Origin of the sequence: Stenotrophomonas sp. ZAC14D2_NAIMI4_7 (assembly GCF_003086675.1) — a bacterium.
GTDB lineage: Bacteria > Pseudomonadota > Gammaproteobacteria > Xanthomonadales > Xanthomonadaceae > Stenotrophomonas.
Genome location: NZ_CP025995.1, coordinates 3,621,970 through 3,648,287, shown reverse-complemented (window position 1 = coordinate 3,648,287; position 26,318 = coordinate 3,621,970). Strand labels below are relative to the sequence as shown.

Sequence of the window (26,318 nt, the reverse complement as noted above, 5' to 3'; positions counted from 1 at the left end):
CGCGACTGCTGGAGTCGATTCTAGCGCCGCTTTTCGCCTGTGCACAAACAAAGCGAAGATGAATGCGCATCTCGTTGAAAAAGTTGGACTTTTGACGCTTGTTCCGCGCGCTGCGAGGTGCCTTGGCAGGGCGGCTGCAACGCTCGGTTCTGCCGGCCCTGCAGCCCCCGGCTGGCGATGTTGCAGTGCATTGGCTAACGTACGCGCTTCATCGCCCCCGGAGCCTGCCATGCTGCTGTCCAACCGCCGTTCGCAGGCGAGGGGAACCGCGTGAGCGCGACACGCAACAACGGTGCATTGCGCGGGCTGGTCGCCGCCCTGCGCGAATCGCCGGCGCTGTGGTGGTCGTTCCTGTACTTCTTCTGCCTGCTCAGCGGCTATTACGTGCTGCGCCCGGTGCGCGAGGCGATGGCCGCCTCGGCCGATCTGGAAACGGTGTTCCCGCCGCTGCTGATCAGCTGGTTCGCCAGCCATGGCATCGCCCTGAAGGACTTCGTCCTGCAGTTCCTGTTCACCTGCGTGTTCCTGATCATGCTGGTGCTGCAGCCGGTCTACGGCTGGCTGGTCAGTCGTTTCCCGCGCCGGGTGTTCCTGCCGGTGGTGTACGGCTTCTTCATCGTCACCCTGCTGGGTTTCTACGCGCTGTTCGACAGCGGCGTGCCGGGGCGGGGCATGGCCTTCTTCCTGTGGGTGATGGTGTTCAACCTGTTCGCGGTGGCAGTGTTCTGGAGCTTCATGGCCGATGTGTTCAGCAACGCCCAGGCGCGCGCCTGGTACGGCTACATCGGCGCGGCCGGCACCGTGGGCGCGTTCCTTGGCCCGATCATCACCAGTGCGCTGGCCCAGCGGGTGGGCATCGCCAACCTGATGCTGGTGTCGGCCGGGTTCCTGGTGGTCTGCCTGTTCTGCATCTGGCGGCTGCGCCACTGGGCGGTGCTGCGTGAGCGCGAACAGCAGCTGGTGTCGGGTGAACAGCCGATGGGCGGCAGCGTGCTGGATGGCCTGAAGCTGATCGTGCGCGAACCGCTGCTGCGCTGGCTGGCGGTGCTGGTGGTGTTCGGCGTGGGCGTGGGCACCCTGCTGTACAACCAGCAGGCCAGCATCGTGCGCGCCGCCTTCACCGATCCGGCGGCCAGCACCGCGTTCTTCTCGCGCATCGACCTGGCCGTCAACGCGCTGACCCTGCTGCTGCAGCTCAGCCTGACCCGCTGGCTGCTGTCGCGCCACGGCATTGCGCCGGCGCTGCTGATTCCCGCATTCGCCATCCTGATCGGGTTCTCGGTGCTGGCCGCCTCGCCACTGCCGATGATGGTGGCGGTGGTGCAGGTGATGACCCGCGCCAGCGAATTCTCGCTGTTCAAGCCCGCGCGCGAGACGATCTACACCCGCGTGGACCGCCAGTGGCGCTACAAGGCCGGCGCGGCCATCGACACCGTGGTGTACCGCGGCGCCGACCTCAGCTTCACCTGGGTGCACAAGGCGCTGTCGCTGTTCGGTTCGCACGTGGTATTCGTGGGCGGCATCCTGGCAGCGGCGTGCATGACCGCTGCCGCATTCGGCGTGCTGCGCGAAGAGAAGAAACTGCCGCGCGACCGCTGAGCCGCGCGGGGTCGGATTCCTCTCCTACGGAGAGGGCTCTGACCACATCACCCCATCCATCCAAGGAACCGCCCATGTACTGGATCGCACTCGCCCTGACCCTGCTGGTCGCACTGCTGCACGTCTACTTCCTGGTGCTGGAGATGTTCCTGTGGACCCGCCCGCTGGGCCTGAAGACGTTCCGCAACACGCCGGAAAAGGCCGAGATCACCCGCGTGCTGGCGGCCAACCAGGGGCTGTACAACGGCTTCCTGGCTGCGGGGCTGTTCTGGGGCCTGTTCGATCACCTGCCGATGCTGGTGAACTTCTCGCTGGGCTGCGTGATCGTGGCCGGCTGCTACGGCGCCTGGAGCGTGAACAAGCGGATCTTCTTCATCCAGGCGCTGCCGGCGGTGCTGGCTGCCGTGGCATGGTGGTTCGTGCCGGCGTGATCGCGTGATGTCGGTGCGCGTATCCACCCATGGGGTGGATCTACTGCGGTAGCGCCACGTCATGCGTGGCTCCGCACCCTCCACAAAAAAACGGCGGGCCGAGGCCCGCCGTTTCCGTGTGCGCTTGACGCAGGCGATCAGGCTGCCTGCGAATGCGGATCCTTGTGCTGGCGGTCGTAATAGCTGGCCGCACGCAGTTCGTGGGTGTCGAAGTCGTCCACGGTGATGGTGTCCAGGGTCAGCGTACGCAGTTCTTCCAGCAGGCTGCGCTCGTCCTGGGTGATCACGCCTTCGGCCACGGCCTCGTCCAGCTGCGCCTTGAAGTCCAGCGCTTCGATGCCCTTGCTCTTCAGCGCCTTCAGGAACTTGCGCTCCACCGGCTCGGCCATGATCGCCTTGCTCAGGTAGCTGTTGATGCGGCCACCCGGGTTGTTCTCGCACGGGGTCAGGAACACGCCGCTGGCCAAGCGGTCGCGGGCTTCGTTGGGGGCCATCAGCAGGGCGGCCACGCGGCGGCTCAGGCGATCGCCCGGGGCTTCGGCACGACGGCCCAGCGGGAAGATCAGCGCCCACATCAGCCAGCCGATCGGACGGATCGGGAAGTTGCGCAGGGCCGCCGACAGCGACTCTTCGATCTTGTGCACGCTGTCATGGAAGGCCCAGGCCAGCAGCGGCTGGTCGGCCTGCGGTGCGCCCTCGTCGTGGTAACGCTTGAGCATGGCGCTGGTCATGTAGACATGGCTCAGCACGTCGCCCAGGCGGCCGGACAGCGATTCCTTGAACTTCAGCTTGCCGCCGAGGGTCATCATCGAGATGTCGGCCATCAGCGCCAGGTTGGCCGAGTAGCGGTCCAGCTTGCGGAAGTAGCGGCGGGTGTAGGCGTCGCCCGGGGCAGCACCGAAGCGCGCGCCGGTCAGGCCGAACCAGAACGAACGTACCGCATTGGAAATGCCATAGCGGATGTGGCCGAACAGGCTGCGGTCGAAGTCCTGCAGACCGGCGCGGGTGTCCGGATCCTGCGCGGCCTTCATTTCCTTCAGCACCCACGGGTGGCAGAGGATCGCACCCTGGCCGAAGATCAGCAGGCTGCGGGTCATGATGTTGGCGCCTTCCACGGTGATCGCGATCGGCGCGGCCTGCCAGCTGCGGCCGGCGAAGTTGCGCGGCCCCAGGATGATGCCCTTGCCGCCGATCACGTCCATCATGTCCGAGATCACTTCACGGCTCATGCTGGTGCAGTGGTACTTGGCGATGGCAGACGGCACCGACGGCACGTCGCCGCGGTCCACCGCCGCGGCAGTAGCCTGCGACAGCGCACTGATCTTGTAGGCTTTGCCGCCGATGCGGGCCAGCGCTTCTTCCACGCCTTCGAAGCGGCCGACCGACAGGCCGAACTGCTTGCGGATGCGGGCGTACGCGCCGGTGACGGCCGCGCCTGCCTTGGCACCGCCGCTAGCGGTGGAGGGCAGGGTGATCGAGCGGCCCACGGCCAGGCACTCGTTGAGCATGTTCCAGCCCTTGCCGGCCATCGCAGCGCCACCGATCAGCTGGGTCAGCGGGATGAACACATCCTTGCCCTTGATCGGACCGTTCTGGAAGGTCGAGTTCAGCGGGAAGTGGCGACGGCCGATTTCAACGCCGGCGGTGTCGCGCGGCAGCAGACCCAGGGTGATGCCGATGTCGCGGGTATCGCCGATCAGGCCGTCCGGGTCGTACATGCGGAACGCCAGGCCGATCAGCGACGCGACCGGGGCCAGGGTGATGTAGCGCTTGTCGAAGGTCAGCTTGACGCCGAGCACCTGCTCGCCGTTCCACTCGCCCTTGCAGACGATGCCGTAATCGGGAATCGAGGTGGCGTCGGAGCCGGCGAACGGACCGGTCAGGCCGAAGCAGGGCACTTCGCGGCCATCGGCCAGGCGCGGCAGGTACTGGTCCTTCTGTTCCTGGGTGCCGTAATGCACCAGCAGTTCACCCGGGCCCAGCGAGTTCGGCACACCCACGGTGGAGCTGACCACCGAAGACACCGACGCCAGCTTCTGGATCACCTTGTGATGGGCCAGCGCGGAGAAGCCCAGGCCGCCATATTCCTTCGGGATGATCATGCCGAAGAACTTGTTCTTCTTGATGAAGGCCCACAGTTCCGGCGGCAGGTCGGCGTGGACGTGGGTGATTTCCCAATCGTTGACCATCGTGCACAGCTCTTCCACCGGGCCATCGAGGAAGGCCTGTTCTTCGGCGGTCAGCTGCGGCTTGGGATAGTTCAGCAGGATGTTCCAGTCCGGATCACCGGTGAACAGCTCGCCCTCGAAACCGACCGAACCGGTTTCCAGCGCGATGCGCTCGGTCTGCGACAGCGGCGGCAGCACCTTGCGGAACACCTTCATCATCGGGCCGGTCAGCAGCGGCTTGCGGATGAACGGCAGCAGCAGCGGCACGGCAATCACGGCCAGCACGGCGGCGGCCACGATCGTGGCGGTCTGGTTCACGTAGGGCACGAACCAGCAGACGGCCAGCAGGGCCACGCTGATCAGCGTCCAGATAACCAGCCGCATGCGGTGGTAGGCGACGAACGCGCCTGCCAGCAGCAGGGCGAGGAAGGGAAGAACGATGCTCATGAGCGTGCTCCGGTGACGTGCTCGTTTGTGGCGGACGAAGCCGCAGCATCCGCTGCGGGCAACACGTCCAGATAGTCCAACACAGTAGCGGTAAAGGCGTCGTTGTCATCACCGGCGACCATGTGCGTGGCCTGCGGCAACTGTACGTGGCGCGCGTGCGGCGCCAATGCCAGGAATTCGGCCACGGTCTGCGGCGTGACCAGATCGCTGCGGCCGCCACTGACCAGCAGCAGCGGGCACTTCACCTGGCGTGCGGCCTCGGCCAGTGCGCCCTGGTGCTGTTCGCTGTCGCGGGCCAGTTCGGCCACCAGGCGCGGGTCCCAGTGCCAGCGCCAGCGGCCTTGGCCATCCTCGCGCAGCAGCGCCTGCAGGGACGCTTCGGATTTGCGCGGGCGGTGCGGCAGGTAGGCGGAAATCACATCGGCTGCGTGCGCCAGCGAGGTGAAGCCCTCGGGGTGGGCGGTCATGAAGGCCAGGATGCGTTCGACGCCGGCGGTGTCCCAGCGCGGGGTGATGTCCACCAGCACCATCGCCGAAAACAGGCCTGGCCAGCGCGCTTCGGCCAGCAGGCCGAACAACCCGCCCATGGAGGCGGCCACCAGCACCGGCGGCCGCGGCTGTTCGCCGGCCAGCACGATCAGGTCATCGGCAAACTGCTCGCCGTGGTAGGGCAGGTCGGCCGCATTCCAGTCCGAATCGCCATGGCCGCGCGCATCGTAGGCCAGGGTCTGCAGGCCGGCAGCGGACAGTGCGCGGGCGGTCGCATTCCAGGCGTGCCGGGTCTGGCCGAAGCCGTGCGCGAACAGCACGTGTCCGCGTCGCCCAGCCTGGTTGGCCGTGGCGGCCAGGTGCGCGCCATGGGCCGCTTCCAGGCGCAGATCGGTGAACACAGCGGCAGCAGCGGGGGTAACCATACTTGATAGTATGGATGGGCCGTCGAGGAAGTCAATACTGTCCGGTATGGTGCGCTGCAGAAGCCACGCCGCAAGGGTCATGACGGTTTCCAGCGCAACGGCATACTGCAACGAACCCCGGCGTATGGTTAAATCAGCCCATGAATCAACCTGACACTTCCGCCGGCGAACCGCGCGCCGGCCGCAACAGCCGCCTGAGTGCCGAAGACTGGGCCCAGGCGGCCCTCGACCTGATTGCTGAACAAGGGGTGGGCGCCGTCGCGGTCGAACCGCTGGCCCGTCGCCTGGGTGTCACCAAGGGCAGTTTCTACTGGCACTTTCCCTCGCGCGATGCGCTGCTGCAGGCGGCGCTGGAACGCTGGGAACTGTTCGAGCAGGAACAGGTGTTCGGCAGCCTGGAAGACGTGCCCGATCCGCGCGCGCGCCTGCGCCAGCTGTTCCAGATGGTGGCCCATGAAGTGCAGCCGCACATCATCTACAGCGAGCTGCTGAAGGCACTGGACCACCCGATGGTGCGACCGGTGATCGACCGCGTTTCGCAGCGTCGCCTGGATTACCTGGTCGCTTCGTTCCGCCAGGCCGGGCTGAGCTCCACCGATGCCCGCCACCGTGCGCGGCTGGCGTATGCGGCCTATGTCGGTTTCCTGCAGTTGTCGTTGCAGCTGCAGCAGCCCAAGCAGGCGCGCGAAGATTTCGAAGCCTATGTCGAACACCTGATCGAGACGTTGATTCCCAACGGTTGATCAGCACCGGCGACGAACGCAACGACGAAAGGCCGCAGCACTGCTGCGGCCTTTTTCATTGCGCGGGCGTTCGTGCGCAATACGGAAGCGAAGATGCGCAGAAACAGAAACGGGGCCCCGAAGGGCCCCGTCCTGGTGTTTTACGCTACGAACAGGCCTCGATCAGAAGCGCTGGGTGTACTGCATGAACACGTAGCGGTCGAAGTCCAGCATCGGGTCGATCGAACCGGAGCTGTTGTTGGTCTGCGAGTAGCTCTGCGGCGGGGTCTTGTTCCAGATGTTGCGTGCGCCGACGGTGACGGTGCCGTTCCACGGCGCCGCCCAGCTGACCGACACGTCCTGGTACGAGATCGAGCCCTTCTTGTTGGCGCCTTCACCGCCGCCCCAGCCGCCGTTCGGGGTCAGGTAGGTCGGGTCGTTGCACTCTTCGGCCGAACCGTCGAAGCAGAAGTCACGGTAGCCGCCGTAGTAGCGCAGGTTCCACTGCGCCGACAGGTCACCCTTGGCCCAGTTCACGCCCAGGGTGCCGCGCACGCGCGGGAAGTTCCAGTAGCCGGCGTAGTTGTCCCAATCGGCAGTGGAATCGCTCTTGGAACGGTAGGCCGACAGGTAGTTGGCGTCCAGGTGCACCGAGAACTGGCCGATGCTCATTTCCGGCAGGCGGTAGTTGGCACCGAAGTTGTAGCCTTCGGTTTCCAGCACACCCAGGTTGGCGTTACCGCGGCTCAATGCCACGACCTGGCCCGATGCAGCGTCGCGGGTGTAGTTACAGAACGAGTCCACACCGTTGTAGCACTGCTGCAGGACGTAGGTGGCCGACACGGCGGTGATCACGTTGTTGATGGTGATCTTGTACCAGTCCAGCGAGAAGTCCAGGCCCTGCACCCAGCGCGGGCTGAACACGAAGCCCACGGTACGGGTCTTGCTGTATTCCGGTTCCAGCTCGGCGTTACCCACACCGGCCTGGAACGGCGCGATGCTCTGGCTTTCGCGGGCACCGACCGGTGCGCCGGCGCTGTCCTGCTGGCGGAAGTTGGCGCCCAGGCCTTCGGCGTTGCAGCGTGCCGCGGCCGTGGCGTTGCCGGTACGGATACCCAGCAGGGCATCGCACGGATCGGTGAAGTAGTCGAAGGTCTGCGAGCCGCCACCGAAGGTGTCGTCCAGGGTCGGGGCGCGGAAGCCCTTGCCGTAGGTCGCGCGGACCAGCAGGTCTTCAACCGGCTTCCAGGTCAGGCTGAACTTGCTGTTGGTGGTGTCGCCGAAGCGGTCGTAATCGGAGTAGCGGCTGGCGATGTCGAACGACAGCTCCTTCGCACCCGGCACGTCCTTCAGCACCGGAATCATCAGCTCCAGGTACACTTCGTCGGTCTTGTACTTGCCGCGGGTTGCGCCGGCAGCCAGATCGGTGGTGTAGCCGGCAGCGGACAGCTGGTCCGGATAGTCGTAGCCATCAACGGTGCGGTGTTCGATACCGGCCGCGAAAGCGAACTCGCCCGCGTCGCCCGGCATGTTGAACAGGCCGCCGGTGATGTTGGCGAAGTACTGCTTGCTGACGCTCTGCTGGGTGGCCTGGCTGATGGTGTTGATGTACTGCAGGGCATCAGCGGTGGAGGCCGACGGGCCGCCCAGGATGTTGAACGGGGTGCACTGGCCAGCGGCCAGGCTGGTGCCCAGCGCGATCGGGTTGGCAGCGGTACCGCACTGCACGACGCCCTGCGAGTTCAGGAACGACGGGCCCAGGGCCTTTTCCAGTGCCAGCAGGTTGACGTTGCCGGTGCCGATCTGGGTGACATCGAACTTGTTGTAGTTCATGCCCACGTCCCAGTTCCAGCCGTGGTCGCCGACGTCGAAGGCACCTTCCAGCGCGCCGTCGAAGTGGTACGACTTCACGTTGTTCTGCGAAATACGCGGGATTTCAATCGTGCGGCGGAACCAGTTGTCCAGGGCCAGGCCGGCACCCGGATTGGCCTGGTTGCCGAACGGGTTGTAGTAGCTGTCGGCGCTGATCGACACCGGGTAGGTCGGCTGTGCAGCGGCGCTCAGCGGGTAGCCGGCAACCTGGCGCACCGAGTCACGCTCGGAGTACATCACGGTCGACTTGAAGCTGATGTTCGGATTGAAGTCGTAGGACACCGAGGTGAAGATCGACTTCGTTTCCGATTCCTGCTGCAGCATCATCTGCTGGCTGGAATTGAAGCGGTCATTGGCGGTGACGCCAACGTGGTAGTTGTCCAGGCTGTTGGAAGCCGCGCCAACGCCCACGCCGTCGTAGGTGCCGGTGTGGTTCAGCACGTACATGTTCGGCGACCAGTCGCCGTCGGCAGCGGAGACGATGTTGCCGTCTTCGTCCAGGTAGTTGCCCGCACCCGGGGTACCGGCGGCGCGCGGATCGGTGAAGCGGCCCCACGGACCGGTGGCGCTCAGGCCGGCACCGATGTGGCGCGGACCGTAGGTGTAGCGGGTCAGCTCGCGGTCCTTGGCCCACACCGGATCTTCCTTGGTGTAGCTGGCGCCGAAGATGATCGAGCTGTTCTCACCGGTGGTGCCGGCGGTGAATGAGTACGACTGCTTCTGGCCATCGCCGCGGCCGTTCTGGCCGATCAGGCCGGAGAACTCAGCGCCTTCGAAGTTCGAACGCATGATGATGTTGACCACACCGGCCACGGCGTCGGAGCCGTAGATGGCCGAAGCGCCGTCCTTCAGCACTTCGATGCGCTCGATCAGCGCGCTCGGGATGGTCGACAGGTCGGTGTAACCGGCCAGGCTGGTGGTCCAGCGCTTGCCGTTGACCAGCACCAGGGTGCGGTTTTCGTTGAGGTTGTACAGGTTGACGTACTGGCCACCCTGTTCCGGGTTGGACGTCAGCACGGCGGCCTTGCTGAAGTTCTGCGTACCGGCAACCGACAGGTTCTGCAGGATGTCGCCGACGCTGACCAGGCCCGACTTCTTGATGTCCTCGGAGGACACGGTGAAGATCGGCTGGGCGGTTTCGACGTCGACCGAACGGATGCGCGAACCGGTGACCTGGATGCGATCCAGGTTGGTGGCGCCGCTGGTGGCTTCCTGCGCATGGGCGGTCGCGGTGGAGGCACCGGCGACCAGCGCGATGACAACGGCATCGCGCAGCTTGTTGGACTTGAAATTCATTGGCTCTCTCTCTCCAAGGAAATCTTGGCTGGGGTAGTGCCTGGCGACGGGACCCAATAGGGGCCCCAAAAACGCAAGGCTGAACCGATAGTAACGAGCCTCGCTGGAAAATTAAAGGTGTGTTAATTCATGTCTCACTTTCCTCGGAATTCAATGAAAGTCTTTGTATTTCAATGGGTTGAAGTTTAACTGCGCAACCGCTGGCGGTTTATGACAGGCGGCGGGGGCGTAAAAAGTTTCAATTGATGCATGTCGCGACGTGTCGTTGTGTAACCGCTGCGCCCGGCGGAAGCGCGACCTGATGCGAGCGGAAACAGAAAAGGGCGCCCCGAGGCGCCCTTGTCGTGACATGGCCGGATTACCGGCCAGGAGTGGAATCAGAGATCCTGTTCGTAGCGTACGTACGGCACGGTGCCGTCGTCGTTGCTTTCGTTGCGCGGGGAGAACGGATTCTTGCCGCGGCTGATGACGTTTTCCGCGCCGACGGTCAGCTGGCCCGACCACGGGGTGCGCCAGGTCAGGCCAATGCCCAGGCCTTCCCACTTGCCCGGCTTGCCGGGTACATCGACCACGCGGCCGATGATGCTGCCGCTGAAATTGCCGTAGCCGGCACCCAGGCTCAGGCTCTTGCTGTCCCAGCGGTCGACGATGGCCGGTGCGGCATCGGCCAGCGGCACCAGGCGCGCCTTGGCGTAGGTGCCGGCAATGGAGACGAAGCCCTCGCGACCGATGTTGCGCTGGGCGAACACGGTCAGATCGTTCTGCTCGGCGCGCAGGGCAGGGGTCTTGTTCGGCGAGGCCAGCCACGCCGGCAGGGTTTCACGACCGGTACCGGCAGTGATGCCCAGGCGGTTGCTGCCCCGGTTGAGTGCGGCGGTACCGGTGAAGCGGCGGTTGCTGGCACCGATCGCGTCATCTTCATCGCCAAGGCTGGCCAGCATGCAATGGCTGGCCAGACCGCTGATGCTGGTGCCGCTGCTGCTGTTGCACAGCAGGCCCAGCGAGTCGCCCGAGGACAGACCGAAGGCCGCATCGAGCGAGTTGCGGCCGAAGTGCCAGCGTGCGCCAGCGGCCTGTTCGCCAGTGGGCTCCAGGTACAGCAGGGCTTCGACCTTACCACTGCCCTTGTTCCACACCGGAATGACGGTGCGGGTGTCCTTGCTCTGCGCATGCGCGCCCGTGATCGCGCCAAGAGCGATCAGCAGGGCCAGCGGTAGACGCAGGAAGGTACGCATCGGACCAGTTCAGACAGGGGCGGACGACGAAAGTTCCCGCTGGGGCGGGAACTCGATCCTAGGGTGTTTATGAATTCTTAACAAGCCTTGATCCTCCCCAGAACACAAGACCTGTCTGTTTTACTGAAGTCGTTCAGGCGCCGGTGCATTCCCCTCGGCACCGTGGAACAGTATGCCGAACTCCGTCAACGGAAAGTGATACTCCTGTCCGCAGAATTCGCATCGCACTTCCACCGCGCCGGTGTCCTCGGCGGCCGCGCGGGCTTCCTCTTCGCCCAGCGATTCGAGCATGGCCGCGACCCGCTCGCGCGAGCAGGAGCAGGCGAAGGACAGCGGCTTGTCGCCCACCAGCACCGGCTTTTCCTCGTGGAACAGACGGTGCAGCAGGTCTTCGGCCGGGGTAGCCAGCAGCTCGGCCTTGCCCAGCGTGTCGAACAGCGCGCTGGTGCGCACCCAGCCATCATCGTCGCCCTCGTCGCCCGGGAGCTTCTGCAGCAGCAGGCCACTGGCGCCATTGCGGTCGGCGGCCAGCAGCAGGCGGGTCGGCAGCTGCTCGGACTGCTGGAAGTAGTCCTCGAAGGCTTCGTCCAGCTCGGCTGCGCTCAGGCCGACCAGGCTCTGGTAACGCTGCGGCTCGCGCGGGTCCAGGCCCGGGTTCTCGATGGTGATGGCCAGCAGCGCGCCCTCGCCCAGGCTGGACAGGTCACGCGGCGCGTCGCCGCCGTCGGCCAGCTGGGCAATGCCGCGCAGGGTGCCAGCGGCGGTGCATTCGGCGAACAGGGCGCGCAGGGCGGTGTTGCTGCGCAGCTGGATCGACAGACGGCCATCGACCTTGGTGTGCCCGGTGAACAGGGCCGAGGCCACGGCCGCCTGGCCCAGCAGTTCAGCGGCGTTGTCCGGATAGACCGCGTGGGACAGGATCTGCTGCCAGGTGGCGTGCAGGCGCACGTGGACGCCGCGGACGCCGGCGTCGGGCAGCAGGAAACGGATCAGGGAATCGGATTGGGCGGTCATCGGCTCACATCGCGCGGAAACAGGGGCGGTTGCCGGATAATGCGCCGACAACCAGACAGAAGAAGGATGCACCAGTAATGGGGGCAGGGGGAGAGCAGGACAAGGTGGCGGCCGCCCCGGTCGCGCAGCGCCGGCGCTGGCGCTGGCGGCAGCTGCTGTGGCTGCCGGTGCTGTTCGTGGCGTTCAGCTGCCTGCAGGTGCTGGTGCTGCGCTTCATCGATCCGCCACTGTCCACGGTGATGCTGTGGCGCTATGGCGAAGCCCTGGGGCAGGCCGACTGGTCGTATCGCCTGCATTACCAGTGGCGTGATATGGACGAAATGGCCCCCAGCCTGCCCATTTCGCTGGTGGCCGCCGAAGACCAGCGCTTCCCCGACCACAATGGCTTCGATCTGCAGGCCATCGAGAAGGCGCGTGACCACAACGCCCGCGGTGGGCGCCTGCGCGGTGCCAGCACGATCAGCCAGCAGGTGGCCAAGAACCTGTTCCTGTGGCAGGGCCGCAGCTGGGTGCGCAAGGGCCTGGAGGTCTGGTACACGGTGCTGATCGAAGCGTTCTGGCCCAAGCAGCGCATCCTGGAGATGTACGCCAACATTGCCGAGTTCGGCGACGGCGTCTATGGCGCACAGGCGGCGGCGCAGACCTTCTGGCGCAAGGATGCCGCGCGCCTGAGCCCGGCCGAGAGTGCGCGCCTGGCGGCAGTGCTGCCGGCACCGCGCCGTTACAGCGCAGCCAAGCCAGGCCCTTACGTGCAGCGGCGTGCCGCATGGATCCAGCGCCAGGCCCGGCAGCTGGGCGGGTCGGGGTATCTGCAGGAGTAGGGCGGCGGCGGGCCGCAGGCGCGCCTGCAACGTACAATCCGGGCATGAATCGTGACCGCCTGACGTTCGTCATTGCCGCCCACAACGAAGCACTGGCGCTGCCACAGCTGCATCCGCGCCTGTGCGCGGTGCTCGATGGTCTGGCTGACATCGACGGCCACGTGCTGTACGTGGACGACGGCAGCAGCGATGAAACCTGGGCGGTGATCAGCGGTTTGGCCGCGGTGGATCCTCGCGTTTCAGCCCTGCGCCTGTCGCGCAACTTCGGCAAGGAAGCGGCCCTGACTGCCGGCCTGGACCAGGTGCGCGAAGGCGCCGCCATGATCCTGGACGCCGATGGCCAGGACCCGCCGGAACTGGTGCCGCAGTTCGTCGCGCGCTGGCGCGAAGGCTTCGACAACGTCTATGGCACCCGTCTGGTGCGTGACGGTGAAAGCTGGAGCAAGCGCACCACGGCGGCGCTGTTCTACCGGGTGATCGGGCGCCTGTCGCCCACGCCCATTCCGGCCGACACCGGTGATTTCCGCCTGTTGTCGGCACGCGCGCTTTCGGCGCTGCGTGAGCTGCGGGAGCGCCACCGTTTCATGAAAGGGCTTTTCAGCTGGGTCGGGTTCCGCCGCGTGGCGGTGCCTTACCACCGGCATGCGCGCCTGGCCGGCAGCAGCAAGTTCAGCCTCTGGCGCCTGTGGAATTTCGCGCTGGAGGGCATCACCGGCTTTTCCACGGTGCCGCTGCGCGCGGCCACCTATCTGGGGCTGGCGACGGCGGCGGTGGCCTTCGTGTTCGGCCTGTGGGTGATCGTGAAGGCGGCCCTCTACGGCGACCGTGTGGCTGGCTGGCCGACGATGATGGCGGTGATCCTGTTCCTGGGCGGGGTGCAGTTGATCGCCCTGGGGCTGATCGGCGAGTACCTGGGCCGGCTGTACGAAGAGTCCAAGCAGCGGCCGTTGTACCTGGTTGACGCGTGGTTGGCACCGGGCGTGGCAGAATCGGCCCTGCAACCCACCCTGGGAGGGCAGGCAGATGACGTCGGTACGGCAACTGTTGGACGGCAAGTCCCCTGAAGTGCACGCGGTCGCCCCTGGCGCCGCGGTGATCGATGCGATCCGGCTGATGGCCGAAAAGGGCATCGGTGCGGTGCTGGTGATGGACGGCCCGCGCCTGGTTGGCATCCTTTCCGAACGTGACTACGCACGCAAGATCGTGCTGCGTGACCGCTCCTCGCGCGACACCGCCGTTGCGGAGATCATGACCGCGCAGGTGGTGACCGTGGCGCCGGGTGAGCAGGTGGAGCATTGCCTGCAGCTGGTGACTGATTACCGCATCCGCCATCTGCCGGTCGTCGAAGGCGGGCAGGTGCTGGGGGTGATTTCCATCGGCGATCTGGTGAAGTCGGTGATCGACGCGCAACGGCGGGAGTTGGATCAGCTGCAGCAGTACATCGTGGCCGGGTGATTTTTTCGCTGGCGGGCTTGCAGCCCGCCGGCCCGCTTTGTGAAGCCAGAGCCAAGGCCAGAGCCAGAGCCAGAGCCAGAGCGCAAGAGCAGCGCCTTCCTGATGCGTGGGGAGGCGGAGGGCATGGCCGTGCAGGACACGCGGTAAATACGTCCATGTAGCTCGTAGGCGCCGTCCATGGCGCCTACGGTCCTGCACGGCCATGCCCTCCGCCTCTGGACACGTCCCTGCGAGCGCGGTGCGTTTCAGCGCCGCTCCGCGCTTCTGTCGACCACCCGCATCTGTCGACCAACCGCTTCTGGTAGGTGCCAACCTTGGTTGGCACCGCTTTTGATCTTGATTTTGATTTTGAATTTCCGCTCTCGTTCCGCGCGCGCAGGAAACTGTCTGGAGGCGGAGGGCTACCGCAGGCAGGACCGTAGGCGCCAGGGACGGCGCCTACGAGCTACATGGATGTATTCACCGCGTGTCCTGACTGCGGTAGCCCTCCGCCTCACCCCATGAAAGAGCACGCGCCGCGAACAACCGCTCTTACTTCGCGTACTGCCCGCCGCAGTTGGCGTCCTTGCCCGGGCCGGTCTCGATCGTTGCCAGCAGCGCGGCCGGCGGGGCGATGCTGCCCAGCGCCAGGGCCACCGCACCGCGCAGGCCCAGCGCCTTGAAGTCCGGACGGAACGACGGGTCCTTGAAGGTGCCGCCGATGCGCAGTGGCGAGCGCAGTACCAGGATGCTCTTGTCCTTCGGCCGTGGCCGCAGCAGCAGGTCCAGCGATTCGTCGCGCAGGTTCACCGTTCCCTCGCCAATCACGATGGTATCGGTGGTGTCCACCGCCAGTGCGCGACTGGTCATCAAGCCATCGCGCACGCCGAAATCGGCGAAGGCACAGCGCAGGGGAATCTGCCGGTCACCGGTGAACAGGAACTTCACCGATTCGGTGATGTCCAGGCCGGCCAGCTCCATCACCAGGTTGCCCACGTGGCCGCGGCCCATCGCCACGCCCACGTCGCCGCTGCTGCCACCCAGCATCGCGGCGATCGAATTGCCGCGACCACCCAGGTCGATCTGTCCGCTGATGCCGCCCTTGGCCTGCTCGGCCAGCTTTGCATCGGGGAACAGCTGCCCCAGCTGTACGCCGCGGACGCTGGCCTTCAGCGTAGTGGCAATCTGCGGCTGCCGCGCATCCATGCGGATCGTGCTGCGGATATCGCCGCCGGCCACGCCGAAATTCAGGGGATCCAGCCGCAGCACGCCGTCGTCCAGCAGCAGGTGCGCGTCCATGTCGTCCAGCGGCAGCGAGGGGGCATTGATGCGGTGCGCTTTCCAGCGCACGTCGGCGTCCATCGCGCGCAGCTTGCCCAGGTTGTACGGCGTGTCCGGCAGCACGCGGCTGCTGGCCGCCACCTGCGCTGCTTCGGCTTTCTGCTCGGCATTGGCGGTCTCGCCGCTGCCGGTCCTGGGCGGAGCGCCGACGAAGCCGGCCAGATCATCGAAATCCAGTCGGCGCGATTCCAGCGTGGCCGTCAGGCGCGGTCGGTCGCGGCCCACTTCGAACTGCAGGTTGCCGCCCAGGTCGCTGTCCCCGACCTTGCCGGTGAAACGCTCGTAGCGCCACACGTTGTGGTCACGCTTCAGGCGGCCGTTCAGGGCATACGGCGGCGATGGGGGAATGGCGATGCCCAGCAGCGGGTAGAGGTCGGCCAGGTCCTGGCCACTGAGGGCAAACTGCAGGTCGAACAGCTGCAGTGCGAACGGATTGGTCAGCGTGCCGCTGGCCACGGCATGGGTGCCGCCGGCACGGCCGTCCAGGTGGATGCGGAAGGGATGGGCGCTGTCGGTCAGCTGCAGGGGCGATTCGGTGCCGCCGCTGAGGGTGAACGCATTGCCCTGCCAGCGGCCCTTGCCGGCCACCAGCAGGGGCGGCGCGGCGTCGCCCTGGCGCGGCTGGCCACTGCGTACGTTCAGGCGGATATCGGTGCGGCCGCGCACATCGGAAAACTGCAGGCGCCCGTCGTCGATGAACAGGCGTTTCAGTTGTGGCGCGCTGCCGCCGCTGCTGTCGCCGAGGAAATCCCAGTTGCCGGCCTCGCCATCACGCGGCGCGGTCTGCAGCAGCACGTCGGGGCGGGTCAGGCGTACCTCGGGCAGCTGCACACTGCCGCGCAGCAGCGGCCAGACCCGCACGTCGATCTCCACCCGGTCGGCGCTGGCCATGTTCGGCTGCCGGGCCCAGGCCGCATTGGCGAAGGTGATGGCATCGGCGCGCACGGTGGTGGTGCGGCCCAGGTCCACGTCCAGATTGCCGATGTGCAGCGCCCGCCCCGTGCGAGCCTGCACCGCACGCTCCACCGGGCCCTTGAACCAGTTCCAGTCCCACAGGGCGATGAGGACCAGGATCGCGGCCAGCACGAATACCAGGGCAGCCAGCCAGCGCTGGCCCCGGCGGCCCGGGCGGCGGAGGCGCCAGCGCGAAGCGCGCGGCGCTGCAGGGGAAGGGGCAGCATTCACGCTGCCATCGTTGCCCTACCGGAGTGGACGGGGCGCGAAGCGCTCATGTGCATGGTGTGCACAGGAGCGCCGGACAGCAGGCTACAGCACCTGCATGGTGACAGCCACGAAGTGGCAGACGCTGCCACCGATCACGAACAGGTGCCAGATCGCATGCGAATAGGGAATCGATTCGCGGTGGTAGAAATAGGTGCCCAGGGTGTAGGACAGGCCGCCGGCGAACAGCCAGGCGAGGGTGCCACCGTCGATGGAGGCCAACATCGGCTTGATCGCCACGATCACCAGCCAGCCCATGGCGATGTAGATGCCGGTGGACAGCGCCTTGAAGCGGCCGGTATAGAACAGCTTGAACACCACACCGCCGAGCGCCAGCGCCCAGATGGCCGTGAACAAGCCCCAGCCCCAGGGGCCGCGCAGGCCGATCAGGGTGAACGGGGTGTAAGTGCCGGCGATCAACACGTAGATCGCGCAGTGGTCGAACACCTTCAGGCGGCCCTTGGCCGTGGGGTGCTGGATGGCGTGGTACAGCGTGGAGGCGGTGTACAGCAGCAGCAGGGCGATACCGAACACGATGGCGCTGGCCAGCTGCCAGCCGTCGCCGTAGATGGCGGCCAGGGTGATCAGTACGGCGCTGGCGGCCAACGCGAATACGGCGCCGAGCCCGTGGGTCAGGGCGCTGGCGATTTCTTCGCGGATGGAAGCAACAGTCGTGGTGGACATGGCGATGGCGTGGTTCGCGGGGAGGGGGACCCGCAGCCCCCCTATCATCGCCGCGATGGCGGTCGCTTGCACCCCCGCCACCGTACGGTGGGTGAATCGACGGCCACCCACGCATGGCGTGGACCTACCGGGCGCAGATCCGGGTGCGGATCCGGGCCCGGGCCGTTCAGGCCACCGAGACGGTGTGGGCGGCTTCGCGGGTGGCCGAGAAGCGCACGTCCGGCGCGCGTTCCTGCGCCAGCTGCAGGTTCACCCGGGTCGGGGCCAGGTAGACCAGCTGGCCGGCCGCATCCAGGGCCAGGTTCAGCGCGTTCTTCTCGCGGAACTCTTCCAGCTTCTTTTCGTTGCTGCAGGTGACCCAGCGTGCGGTGGTCACACTGACCGGCTCGAAGGTGGCTTCCACGCCGTACTCGTCCTTCAGGCGGTAGGCGGCCACGTCGAACTGCAGCACACCCACCGCGCCCAGGATCAGGTCGTTGCTGGTCAGCGGGCGGAAGAACTGGGTCGCGCCTTCTTCGGACAGCTGGGCCAGGCCCTTCTGCAACTGCTTCAGCTTGAGCGGATCGCGCAGGCGCGCGCGGCGGAACAGTTCCGGGGCAAAGTTCGGAATGCCGGTGAAGGTGACCGCTTCGCCCTCGGTGAACGTATCGCCGATGGAAATGGTGCCGTGGTTGTGGATGCCGATCACATCGCCCGGCCAGGCTTCGGCGGCGATTTCACGGTCGCTGGCCATGAAGGTCAGCGCGTTGGCCAGCTTCATCTCCTTGCCGGTGCGCACGTGGAAGGTCTTCATGCCGGCGTTGAAACGGCCCGAGCAGATGCGCATGAAGGCCACGCGGTCGCGGTGCTGCGGGTCCATGTTGGCCTGGATCTTGAACACGAAGCCGGTCAGCTTGTTTTCCTGCGGGGCGATCTCGCGGCCGGTGGTGGCGCGTGCCTGCGGGGCGGGGGCGTGTTCGACGAAGAAATCCAGCAGCGGCTGCACGCCGAAGTTGTTCACGCCCGAACCGAAGAACACCGGGGTCTGCTTGCCGGCGCGGTAGGCGTCCAGGTCGAACGGGTGGCTGGCGCCCTGCACCAGTTCCAGTTCGTCGCGCAGCTCGGCCAGCATCTGTGCGCCGATCTTTTCGGCCAGGCCCGGCGCATCGATGGACGGGAAGATGGTCGAATCCTGGCGGGTGAAGTTGCGGCCCGGTTCGTACAGATGCACTTCGCCGGTCAGCAGGTGCACCACGCCCTTCAGGCGCTGGCCCATGCCGATCGGCCAGGTGACCGGGGCGCACTGGATGCCCAGCACGGTTTCCACTTCATCCAGCAGCTCGATCGGGTCCTTGCCCTCGCGGTCGAGCTTGTTGATGAAGGTCATGATGGGGGTGTCGCGCAGGCGGCACACTTCCATCAGCTTGATGGTGCGCTCTTCCACGCCCTTGGCCACGTCGATCACCATCAGCGCCGAGTCCACCGCGGTCAGCACGCGGTAGGTGTCCTCGCCGAAGTCGGCGTGGCCGGGGGTGTCGAGCAGGTTGACGATCTTGCCCTCGTAGGGGAACTGCATCACCGACGAAGTAACGGAGATGCCGCGTTCCTTTTCCAGCGCCATCCAGTCGGAGGTGGCATGGCGGGCGGCCTTGCGGCCCTTCACCGAGCCGGCCATCTGGATCGCGCCCCCGAACAGCAGCAGCTTTTCGGTCAGCGTGGTCTTGCCGGCGTCAGGGTGGGAAATGATGGCGAAGGTGCGGCGGCGCGACGCTTCGGTGGCGACTTCGGACATGGCAGTGGCGCCCGCCCGGGGCGCTTTTCAAAGAGATAAGCGCCCGATTATACCGGCCGGGGCCGGTCAGCGCCCGGCACTGCCTTCGGCGCTGCTGTCGCGGGCGAACTGCAGCTGCCCCTGTGCGGTGAAAATGCGCACTGGCACCGAGCGCAGGCCCATGCCGCGGTTCACCTGGACCACGAAGTGCAGGTGCGGGGCGGTGCTGAAGCCGCTGTTGCCCGACAAGCCGATCGGCTGCCCGGGCTGCACGGCCTGGCCGGGCCGCACCCGCATGCCGCCGGCCTGCAGGTGCGCATACAGCCCCATGCTGCCGTCGCTGTGCAGCACGCGGATGAAGTTGGCACGGCCGCCATCGCGCTGGCGGTCCTGGCCATTGGTCTGGAAGCCGTCCTGCACCTGCATCACCGTGCCCTCGCGGGCGGCCATGACCACGGTGCCTTCAGCCAAGGCGAAATCCACCGCATCGCGGTTTTCTTCGTCCTGGTGGCTGAAGCGGCCATTGGGCGCCTGGTCCACGCGCAGCTGCGTGGCTTCGAAGGGCAGGCGATAGGCCACGTCCTCGGCCTGCGCCGCTGGCGTGCCGGGCACGGCGTTCATGCGGACTTCCAGGGTGCGCCCATCGGTTGGGGCGGCCAGGTGACCGACCACCAGGGTGCCGCCACCCTGCACCAGCGACTGCACGGGCAGCCCTTCGATGGCCTGGCCGGGCGCGGCGCGCAGTTCGATCTGCAGCGGACCGGCCAAGGGGTTGTCGATCCGGGCCTGCCATTGCTCGCCAACCGGCTGCAGCCGCAGCTGTGCCAGCGGCGCAGCGTGTGGCGCGGTGGCGCGTCCTGCCGGAGTCGGGCCCGTCGGCACCAGGCCCCAGCCCTGCCGCCAGTCGCTGGCGTGGGCAGGGGCTGCGGCCAGCAGCGCAGACAACAGGCAGCACAGGGGCAGGCAGCACAGGGGCAGGCGGGGCATCAGCGGTTCCGGCGGGGCGGGCGCCGGACTGTAGCCGATCCTGAACGGTACTGGCGGTACTGCTTCCCGTTTCACTGTCCTGCATTCATTCATCGCTTTATCCGCATGAAGGGATTGACACGCCCGGAATCCGCTGGCATCGTGGTTCCACCATCGAGACCGGCAGAGGGACAGGCCCTTTGAAGCCGGGGCAGCCCGCAGGCATGCAAATGCCGGCGTAGGTGCCAAATCCTGCGGGGACCGTGGCGTCCACCGAAAGATGGTTCGAGCGTGCACCGCCGGTGCATCTTGAACGCGAGCCCCGCGAAGGCTCGATGGCCGATTCCCAACTGGATCCCGCCATGAGCTTCGCCCCCAGCACCGTGCTTCGCCCCGAATCCTTTGCCCCCGTCAGCGTGCCGGTCGATGACCGCGTGCACGCCGAGCGCGGCGAATTCGCCGCGGTGCTGTCGATGCGCCACGCCGGCCCGTGCCCGGTGCGCCTGCGCTACGAGTGGGTCGGCCCGGCCAATGCGCCGGTGGTGGTGCTGGCCGGTGGCATTTCCGCCCACCGCCACGTGGCCAGCAACCCGCAGTTCAGCGAAAAGGGCTGGGCCGAGGGCCTGGTCGGCGCCGGGCGCGCGCTGGACCCGCAGCAGCTGCGCGTGCTGGCGTTCGATTTCATCGGCGCCGATGGCGCGCTGGATGTGCCGATCGACACGGCCGACCAGGCCGACGCGCTGGCTCTGCTGCTCGACCACCTGGGTGTGCGCACGCTGAAGGCCTTTGTCGGCTATTCCTATGGCGCCCTGGTAGGCCAGCAGTTCGCCGTGCGCCACCGTGCGCGGGTGCGCCAGCTGGTGCTGGCCAGTGGTGCGCACCGCCCGCACCCCTATGCCGCGGCCTGGCGCGCGCTGCAGCGCCGTGCCGTTGCGTTGGGCCAGCTGCAGTGCGGCGAAGACCACGGCCTGGCCCTGGCCCGGCAGTTCGCGATGCTCAGCTACCGCACCCCGGAAGAATTCGGCGAGCGTTTCGACGCCGCGCCAGAAGTAGTCAATGGGCGCGTGCGGGTGGCGGCCGAAGACTATCTGGACGCGGCCGGTGCGCAGTACGTGGCGCGCACGCCAGTGACCGCTTACCTGCGCCTGTCCGAATCGATCGACCTGCATCGGGTGGATCCTGCCGCCATCCTGCCGCCCACCGTGGTGGTGGCCGTGGAAGGCGACCGCCTGGTGCCGCTGGCCGACCTGGTCGGACTGGTCGAAGGGCTGGGCCCGCGCGGCAGCCTGCGCGTGCTGCGCTCGCCCTACGGCCACGATGCCTTCCTGAAAGAAACCGATCGCATCGACGCGATCCTCGCTACCGCCTTCCGCACTTCTGGAGAGACCGCATGAGCCTGCACGCCACCGAGCCGTCCTGTAGCCGCACCACCGCCGCGGTCCGTGCCGGCATCGACCGCGACACCGCCCACGGTGCGGTCACCCCGCCGATCGTGCTGTCTTCGAACTTCAGCTTCGAAGGCTTCGGCAACAAGCGCCAGTATGACTACACCCGCAGCGGCAACCCCACCCGCGATCTGCTGGGCGAAGCCCTGGCCGAACTGGAAGGCGGCGTGGGTGGCGTGGTCACCGCCACGGGCATGGGTGCCATCAACCTGGTGTTGAACGCGCTGCTGCAGCCCGGCGATACGCTGGTGGTGCCGCACGATGCCTACGGCGGCAGCTGGCGCCTGTTCAACGCGCTGGCGAAGAAGGGCCACTTCGAACTGGTCACCGCTGACCTGACCGATCCGCGCGCGCTGGCCCAGGCCCTGGCCACCCAGCCGAAGCTGGTGCTGGTGGAAACCCCGTCCAACCCGCTGCTGCGCATCACCGACCTGCGCTTCGTGATCGAAGCCGCGCACAAGGCCGGCGCGCTGGTGGTGGTGGACAACACCTTCCTGTCGCCGGCGCTGCAGCAGCCGCTGGCCTTCGGTGCCGATCTGGTGCTGCATTCCACCACCAAGTACATCAATGGCCACAGCGACGTGGTGGGCGGCGCGGTGATCGCGCGTGATCCGGCCGTGCATGAACAGCTGGTGTGGTGGGGCAATGCGCTCGGCCTGACTGGTTCGCCGTTCGACGCCTTCCTGACCCTGCGCGGCCTGCGCACGCTGGATGCGCGCCTGCGCGTGCACCAGGAAAACACCGCGTCCATCGTCGCGCTGCTGGATGCACACCCCGCCGTGGCGCGGGTCTACTACCCGGGCCTGGCCGATCATCCCGGCCATGCCATCGCCGCGCGCCAGCAGAGTGGCTTCGGCGCGATGCTGTCCTTCGAACTGGCCGACTGCGAAGGCGACGATCCGCATGCGGCGGTGCGTGCCTTCGTTGATGGCCTGCGCTGTTTCACCCTGGCCGAATCGCTGGGCGGTGTCGAAAGCCTGGTCGCGCACCCGGCCACCATGACCCATGCAGCGATGACCGCCGAAGCCCGTGCCGCGGCCGGGATCAGCGAGGGCCTGCTGCGTCTGTCGGTCGGCATCGAGGCCGAACGGGACCTGCTGGCCGACCTGGACGCGGCGCTGCAGCGCGCCGAAGCGGCAATCGACCATGCCGTACGCCGCAAACAGGTGGTGGATGCATGAGCGCAGTGGCCGCTGAACTTCCCGCCGTTGCCACCGGGCGGTTGGCACTGCTGGGTACCGGCACGGTGGGCACTGCCTTCGTGCAGCGTTACCAGGCCCTGCAGGCGCGCGGGCTGACACTGCCGGGCGTGCAGTGGCTGGCCAATTCGCGCACCGCGCTGGCCATCGATCGCGATCTGGCGGTGCCGCTGGAACTGGCGCGGCGTGCCCCGCGCGACGGCCAGGGCGCACCACGCTGGGCCGGTACCGAAGGCCTGGAACGCGGCGACGTGGTGGTGGATGCAACGGCCAGCGAAGAGGTGGCCGCACGCCACGTGCAGTGGCTGGCGCGTGGCGTGCACGTGGTCACCGCCAACAAGCTGGGCCGTGGTGCACAGCTGGCGCGTGCACAGGCCATCGCCCACAGCTGCGCCGACAGCGGTGCGCGCTACGGCGACAGTGCCACGGTCGGTGCCGGCCTGCCGCTGCTCAGCAGCCTGCGCGCGCTGGTGGCCGGCGGCGACCACATCCATGCCATCGAGGGCGTGCTGTCCGGGTCGCTTGCCTGGCTGTTCCATCGCTACGACGGTCAATCGCCGTTCTCGGCCGCGGTACGCGAAGCGCTGGCGGCCGGCTACACCGAGCCGGACCCGCGGGTGGATCTGTCCGGTGAGGATGTGCGGCGCAAGCTGCTGATCCTGGCGCGCAGCAGCGGTCTGGCGCTGGACGCCGGACAGGTGCAGGTGGAATCGCTGGTGCCTGAAGCGCTGGCCGCGTTGCCGCTGGAACAGGCACTGGCTGCGCTGGAACAGTTGGATGCGCCGCTGCAGGCGCGCTGGCAGCAGGCGCACGCGCAGGGCCGCGTGCTGCGCTTCGTCGGTCGCGTGGATGCGCAGGGCGCACAGGTGGGCCTGCGCGAGCTGGCCGCCGATCATCCGCTGGCACAGGGCGCTGGCACCGACAACCGCGTGGCCATCCACAGTGATCGTTACCGTCAGCAGCCGCTGCTGATCCAGGGGCCCGGGGCCGGTGCCGAAGTGACGGCGGCTGCCCTGCTGGATGATGTGCTGCGCATCGTGGGCTGAACGCATCGCCGGGCATGGCCCGGCGCTACCCCAATCTCGCACCGGTAGCGCCGGGCCATGCCCGGCCGAACGCCATCAACGCGCCTTCAGTGCCTTCAGCAGCGCGGCATTGAACTGCTTCGGATCCTGCACCTGCGGGGAATGCCCCAGCGCGGCGAATTCCACCAGCGTTGCCTTGGGGATCGCCGCCGCCGCGGCCTTGCCCAGTGCGGGGTAATTGCCCAGGGTCGCCTTCAGTTCCGCCGGTGCCTGGTCGCGGCCGATGGCGGTGCGGTCCTTCTGCCCGATGAACAGCGTGGTGGGCACCTGCAGGTTCTTCAGTTCGTAGACCACCGGCTGGTTGAACACCATGTCCGAGGTCAGCGCCTGGCTCCAGGCCACTGCCTGCTTGCCAGGGCCGGCGTACATGCCCGACTGCATGCGCGCCCAGGTTTCATAGGCCGGTTTCCACTTGCCGTCGTAGTAGACGTCCAGCTGGTAGCGGCGGATGCTGTCGTAGCTGACGTTCATTTCACCGGCGTACCACGCATCCACGCTGCGCCACGGCACGCCCAGCGCCTTCCAGTCTTCCAGCCCGATCGGGTTGACCAGCGACAGGCTGCGCAGGTCCTGCGGGTAGGTAAGCGCATAGCGCACGCCCAGCATGCCGCCCATCGAATGGCCGACCAGGTGTACCGGCAGGTCGCCCAGTTGCAGGTGCTGCAGCAGGGCGTGGGTGTTGGCTGCCAGCTGCCCGAACGAATACTGGTAGCGCTCGGGCTTGCTGGATTTGCAGAAGCCCACCTGGTCCGGGGCGATGACCCGGTAGCCGGCGGCCACCAGCGGTTTGATCGTTTCCTTCCAGGTGGCGGCGCAGAAGTTTTTGCCATGCAGCAGCACGACCACGCCGCTGGGAGTCTTCTTCGGCGCGATGTCCAGGTAGGCCATCTCCAGCGGTTGCTGCTGCGATTCCAGGCTGAAGGTCTTCACCGGATAGCCGTAGTCGAAGCCCTCCAGCCGCGCACCGTAGGTCGGGGGCGGCGCGGCCAGCGCGGACAGGGGCAGGCAGGAAAGCAGGGCGGCGGCGACCAGGCGCATGGTGTTCTCCGTGGCAGGGAACCCCGAGCGTAACCGCAAAACGTTGCCGCCGCCGCCGGTAGAGTCGACTGTCAGTCGACTATCGCGCGCAGCGCGGGTTCCCGCAGCCTGCCTGTAGAGCAGTCGACTGACAGTCGACGCTCCCCCCACACGCACGATCAACACTCGATCACGTTCACCGCCAAACCACCGCGGCTGGTTTCCTTGTACTTGTCCTGCATGTCGCGGCCGGTATCGCGCATGGTCTTGATCACCTTGTCCAGCGACACCTTGTGTTTGCCGTCGCCACGCATGGCCATGCGCGAGGCGTTGATCGCCTTCACCGCCCCCATGGCGTTGCGTTCGATGCAGGGAATCTGCACCAGCCCACCAATCGGGTCGCAGGTCAGGCCCAGGTTGTGTTCCATGCCGATTTCAGCGGCGTTCTCGATCTGGCTGGGGTTGCCGCCCAGTGCGGCGACCAGGCCGCCGGCGGCCATCGAACACGCAACGCCCACTTCGCCCTGGCAGCCCACTTCGGCGCCGGAAATCGAGGCGTTTTCCTTGTACAGGATGCCGATCGCTGCGGACGTGAGCAGAAAATCGAACACGCGCTGTTCGTTGGCGCCCGGGCAGAAGCGGTCGAAATAATGCAGCACGGCAGGCAGGACGCCGGCGGCGCCGTTGGTCGGCGCGGTCACCACGCGGCCACCGGCAGCGTTCTCCTCGTTCACCGCCAGCGCGTACAGGTTCACCCAGTCCAGCGTAGTCAACGGGTCGCGCATGGCGGCCTCGGGCTTGGAGGACAGCTCGCGGTACAGCGCCGGTGCGCGGCGGCCCACCTTCAAGCCACCGGGCAGCACGCCTTCCTCGCGGATGCCGCGTGCCACGCACGACTGCATCGCGCTCCAGATCTCGCGCAGCTTCTCGCGGATCTCCTCTTCGCTGCGCCAGCACTTCTCGTTCTCGAACATCAGCTGGGCAATGCTGAGGCCGCTGCGCGCGGTCTGTGCCAGCAGCTCGTCGCCGCTCTTGAACGGGTAGGGCAGCGGGGTCTCGTCGGGAACGATGCGGTCGTCGGCGGCATCGTCCTGGTTGACCACGAAGCCGCCGCCCACTGAGTAATAGTCGCGGGTGGCGATGACTTCATCGTCGGCGTTGTAGGCGGTGAAGCGCATGCCGTTGGTGTGGTAGGGCAGCTTCTGCCGCTTGTTCATGCCCAGGTCGCGCTTCTCGTCGAAGGCGATCTCGTGCTGGCCCATCAGCAGGATGCGCTTGCTGCTGCGGATGCGTTCCAGCGTGGCCGGAATGATGTCCGGGTCGATCAGGTTCGGGCGCTGGCCTTCCAGGCCGAGCAGGATGGCCTTGTCGGTGCCGTGGCCGCGCCCGGTCAGGGCCAGCGAGCCGTAGACGTCGGCGCGGATGCGCGCTACCTCGTGCAGGCGGCCCGGGTCCAGCAGCCAGCGGTGGATGAAGCGTTCGGCGGCCTTCATCGGCCCGACGGTGTGGGAGGAGCTCGGGCCAATGCCGATCTTGAAAACGTCGAACGTGCTGACAGCCATGGTTGCCGTACTGCGGGTACCGGAAGAGGCCGCTATTCTAGCCGTTCGTGCTGCAGGGCCATGCCTGCGGCGCAGCATTTCCGCCGGCGGAGCCT

Annotated in this window: 20 protein-coding genes and 1 riboswitch; of the genes, 9 read left to right on the top strand and 11 right to left on the bottom strand. The window is 66.9% G+C overall.

Annotation, left to right across the window (positions count from 1 at the left end; translation table 11 throughout):
• Nucleotides 1-270 precede the first annotated feature (270 nt).
• Complete coding sequence (locus C1922_RS16720) at nt 271-1,599, top strand: MFS transporter (RefSeq protein ID WP_108750794.1); 1,329 nt, start codon at nt 271-273, stop codon at nt 1,597-1,599.
• 74 nt (nt 1,600-1,673) lie between these two features.
• Nucleotides 1,674-2,030, top strand: a complete 357-nt coding sequence (locus tag C1922_RS16715) for a DUF1304 domain-containing protein (RefSeq protein WP_108750793.1) — start codon at nt 1,674-1,676, stop codon at nt 2,028-2,030.
• A gap of 137 nt (nt 2,031-2,167) precedes the next feature.
• Here C1922_RS16715 and C1922_RS16710 read toward each other — a convergent pair whose 3' ends face one another.
• Together C1922_RS16710 and C1922_RS16705 are read right to left on the bottom strand one after the other, a co-directional pair.
• Nucleotides 2,168-4,645, bottom strand: coding sequence for an acyl-CoA dehydrogenase (locus C1922_RS16710; RefSeq protein ID WP_108750792.1), 2,478 nt, complete (start codon nt 4,643-4,645; stop codon nt 2,168-2,170).
• Nucleotides 4,642-5,559, bottom strand: a complete 918-nt coding sequence (locus C1922_RS16705; RefSeq protein WP_108750791.1) for an alpha/beta hydrolase — start codon at nt 5,557-5,559, stop codon at nt 4,642-4,644. Before C1922_RS16705 ends, C1922_RS16710 begins: the two co-directional genes overlap by 4 nt.
• Nucleotides 5,560-5,699: 140 nt before the next feature.
• Here C1922_RS16705 and C1922_RS16700 point away from each other — a divergent pair, with 140 nt between their 5' ends.
• Nucleotides 5,700-6,302: a TetR/AcrR family transcriptional regulator gene (locus C1922_RS16700; protein WP_108750790.1), complete on the top strand. Its 603-nt coding sequence runs from the start codon at nt 5,700-5,702 to the stop codon at nt 6,300-6,302.
• Between the two features lie 162 nt (nt 6,303-6,464).
• Here the strand turns inward: C1922_RS16700 and C1922_RS16695 are convergent, their stop codons facing one another.
• From C1922_RS16695 to C1922_RS16685, 3 genes are all read right to left on the bottom strand, one after another.
• Complete coding sequence (locus C1922_RS16695) at nt 6,465-9,449, bottom strand: TonB-dependent receptor (RefSeq protein WP_108750789.1); 2,985 nt, start codon at nt 9,447-9,449, stop codon at nt 6,465-6,467.
• Between the two features lie 377 nt (nt 9,450-9,826).
• Nucleotides 9,827-10,684: a hypothetical protein gene (locus C1922_RS16690; protein ID WP_108750788.1), complete on the bottom strand. Its 858-nt coding sequence runs from the start codon at nt 10,682-10,684 to the stop codon at nt 9,827-9,829.
• Nucleotides 10,685-10,804: 120 nt separating this feature from the next.
• A complete protein-coding gene (locus tag C1922_RS16685) occupies nt 10,805-11,698 on the bottom strand; it encodes an Hsp33 family molecular chaperone HslO (protein WP_108750787.1) in 894 nt (297 codons plus the stop codon).
• Between the two features lie 77 nt (nt 11,699-11,775).
• Between C1922_RS16685 and mtgA the strand changes: the two genes are divergently transcribed.
• From mtgA to C1922_RS16670, 3 genes are read left to right on the top strand one after another with little or no spacing between them, the layout of a single operon-like run.
• Nucleotides 11,776-12,519 (top strand): monofunctional biosynthetic peptidoglycan transglycosylase, encoded by a 744-nt coding sequence (mtgA, locus tag C1922_RS16680; protein ID WP_108750786.1) that lies wholly within the window; start codon nt 11,776-11,778, stop codon nt 12,517-12,519.
• A 44-nt stretch (nt 12,520-12,563) separates the two neighbouring features.
• Entirely contained in the window at nt 12,564-13,583 is a 1,020-nt protein-coding gene (locus tag C1922_RS16675; protein ID WP_108750785.1) for a glycosyltransferase family 2 protein, read from the top strand.
• Complete coding sequence (locus C1922_RS16670) at nt 13,543-13,974, top strand: CBS domain-containing protein (protein ID WP_108750784.1); 432 nt, start codon at nt 13,543-13,545, stop codon at nt 13,972-13,974. Before C1922_RS16675 ends, C1922_RS16670 begins: the two co-directional genes overlap by 41 nt.
• Before the next feature lie 531 nt (nt 13,975-14,505).
• Here the strand turns inward: C1922_RS16670 and C1922_RS16665 are convergent.
• The 4 genes from C1922_RS16665 to C1922_RS16650 form a co-directional block, all read right to left on the bottom strand.
• Nucleotides 14,506-16,479, bottom strand: coding sequence for an AsmA family protein (locus C1922_RS16665; protein ID WP_108750783.1), 1,974 nt, complete (start codon nt 16,477-16,479; stop codon nt 14,506-14,508).
• Between the two features lie 81 nt (nt 16,480-16,560).
• On the bottom strand, nt 16,561-17,199 hold the full coding sequence (locus C1922_RS16660) for a hemolysin III family protein (protein ID WP_108750782.1): 639 nt from the start codon (nt 17,197-17,199) through the stop codon (nt 16,561-16,563).
• Nucleotides 17,200-17,365: 166 nt separating this feature from the next.
• Nucleotides 17,366-18,970: a peptide chain release factor 3 gene (locus tag C1922_RS16655; RefSeq protein WP_108750781.1), complete on the bottom strand. Its 1,605-nt coding sequence runs from the start codon at nt 18,968-18,970 to the stop codon at nt 17,366-17,368.
• Nucleotides 18,971-19,036: 66 nt separating this feature from the next.
• Complete coding sequence (locus C1922_RS16650) at nt 19,037-19,936, bottom strand: M23 family metallopeptidase (protein WP_108750780.1); 900 nt, start codon at nt 19,934-19,936, stop codon at nt 19,037-19,039.
• 147 nt (nt 19,937-20,083) lie between these two features.
• A riboswitch (SAM riboswitch) is annotated at nt 20,084-20,202 on the top strand.
• 75 nt (nt 20,203-20,277) lie between these two features.
• Here C1922_RS16650 and C1922_RS16645 point away from each other — a divergent pair.
• Genes C1922_RS16645 through C1922_RS16635 form a run of 3 tightly spaced genes read left to right on the top strand, consistent with a single transcriptional unit; the run spans nt 20,278 to nt 23,605 of the window.
• Nucleotides 20,278-21,309, top strand: coding sequence for a homoserine O-succinyltransferase (locus C1922_RS16645; protein ID WP_108751635.1), 1,032 nt, complete (start codon nt 20,278-20,280; stop codon nt 21,307-21,309).
• Complete coding sequence (locus C1922_RS16640; RefSeq protein WP_108750779.1) at nt 21,306-22,541, top strand: O-succinylhomoserine (thiol)-lyase; 1,236 nt, start codon at nt 21,306-21,308, stop codon at nt 22,539-22,541. Before C1922_RS16645 ends, C1922_RS16640 begins: the two co-directional genes overlap by 4 nt.
• The gene (locus C1922_RS16635) at nt 22,538-23,605 is read left to right on the top strand and encodes a homoserine dehydrogenase (RefSeq protein ID WP_108750778.1); all 1,068 of its coding nucleotides are present in this window, start codon (nt 22,538-22,540) and stop codon (nt 23,603-23,605) included. The genes C1922_RS16640 and C1922_RS16635 overlap by 4 nt, the downstream gene beginning before the upstream one ends.
• A gap of 75 nt (nt 23,606-23,680) precedes the next feature.
• On the opposite strand, the gene C1922_RS16630 is transcribed toward C1922_RS16635, so the two are convergent.
• A complete protein-coding gene (locus C1922_RS16630) occupies nt 23,681-24,682 on the bottom strand; it encodes an alpha/beta hydrolase (protein WP_108750777.1) in 1,002 nt (333 codons plus the stop codon).
• Between the two features lie 158 nt (nt 24,683-24,840).
• The gene (locus C1922_RS16625) at nt 24,841-26,223 is read right to left on the bottom strand and encodes an L-serine ammonia-lyase (RefSeq protein WP_108750776.1); all 1,383 of its coding nucleotides are present in this window, start codon (nt 26,221-26,223) and stop codon (nt 24,841-24,843) included.
• Nucleotides 26,224-26,318 lie beyond the last annotated feature (95 nt).